Source organism: Serratia sp. 14-2641, assembly GCF_001692375.1.
GTDB lineage: Bacteria > Pseudomonadota > Gammaproteobacteria > Enterobacterales > Enterobacteriaceae > Chania > Chania fonticola_C.
Window position 1 is genome coordinate 1 of record NZ_LXKR01000086.1, and the last position, 1,736, is coordinate 1,736.

Sequence of the window (1,736 nt, forward strand, 5' to 3'; positions counted from 1 at the left end):
GCTCTTTAACAATTTATCAGACAATCTGTGTGGGCACTCACAAGACGATATCCAGCTACTTCGGTAGCAAAAAAATATCAAGTCTTGAAGAGTGACCAAGCAGTAATTCATGCGAATGAATTATTACGAAAGTTAATTTTCGAGCATCGCTGCACGAGTTGCAGCAAATCAAGCTTTTAATTGAAGAGTTTGATCATGGCTCAGATTGAACGCTGGCGGCAGGCCTAACACATGCAAGTCGAGCGGTAGCACAAGGAGCTTGCTCCTGGGTGACGAGCGGCGGACGGGTGAGTAATGTCTGGGAAACTGCCCGATGGAGGGGGATAACTACTGGAAACGGTAGCTAATACCGCATAACGTCTTCGGACCAAAGTGGGGGACCTTCGGGCCTCACACCATCGGATGTGCCCAGATGGGATTAGCTAGTAGGTGAGGTAATGGCTCACCTAGGCGACGATCCCTAGCTGGTCTGAGAGGATGACCAGCCACACTGGAACTGAGACACGGTCCAGACTCCTACGGGAGGCAGCAGTGGGGAATATTGCACAATGGGCGCAAGCCTGATGCAGCCATGCCGCGTGTGTGAAGAAGGCCTTCGGGTTGTAAAGCACTTTCAGCGAGGAGGAAGGGTTCAGTGTTAATAGCACTGTTCATTGACGTTACTCGCAGAAGAAGCACCGGCTAACTCCGTGCCAGCAGCCGCGGTAATACGGAGGGTGCAAGCGTTAATCGGAATTACTGGGCGTAAAGCGCACGCAGGCGGTTTGTTAAGTCAGATGTGAAATCCCCGAGCTTAACTTGGGAACTGCATTTGAAACTGGCAAGCTAGAGTCTTGTAGAGGGGGGTAGAATTCCAGGTGTAGCGGTGAAATGCGTAGAGATCTGGAGGAATACCGGTGGCGAAGGCGGCCCCCTGGACAAAGACTGACGCTCAGGTGCGAAAGCGTGGGGAGCAAACAGGATTAGATACCCTGGTAGTCCACGCTGTAAACGATGTCGACTTGGAGGTTGTGCCCTTGAGGCGTGGCTTCCGGAGCTAACGCGTTAAGTCGACCGCCTGGGGAGTACGGCCGCAAGGTTAAAACTCAAATGAATTGACGGGGGCCCGCACAAGCGGTGGAGCATGTGGTTTAATTCGATGCAACGCGAAGAACCTTACCTACTCTTGACATCCACAGAACTTTCCAGAGATGGATTGGTGCCTTCGGGAACTGTGAGACAGGTGCTGCATGGCTGTCGTCAGCTCGTGTTGTGAAATGTTGGGTTAAGTCCCGCAACGAGCGCAACCCTTATCCTTTGTTGCCAGCACGTAATGGTGGGAACTCAAAGGAGACTGCCGGTGATAAACCGGAGGAAGGTGGGGATGACGTCAAGTCATCATGGCCCTTACGAGTAGGGCTACACACGTGCTACAATGGCATATACAAAGAGAAGCGAACTCGCGAGAGCAAGCGGACCTCATAAAGTATGTCGTAGTCCGGATCGGAGTCTGCAACTCGACTCCGTGAAGTCGGAATCGCTAGTAATCGTAGATCAGAATGCTACGGTGAATACGTTCCCGGGCCTTGTACACACCGCCCGTCACACCATGGGAGTGGGTTGCAAAAGAAGTAGGTAGCTTAACCTTCGGGAGGGCGCTTACCACTTTGTGATTCATGACTGGGGTGAAGTCGTAACAAGGTAACCGTAGGGGAACCTGCGGTTGGATCACCTCCTTACCTAAAGATATGCAGTTG

The 1,736-nt window shown here is 52.1% G+C and carries 1 rRNA gene; it reads left to right on the plus strand.

Annotated features, from left to right (window positions below):
• Positions 1-177 precede the first annotated feature (177 nt).
• Positions 178-1,718, plus strand: a 16S ribosomal RNA gene (locus A6U95_RS25315).
• The last annotated feature ends 18 nt before the right edge of the window (positions 1,719-1,736 follow it).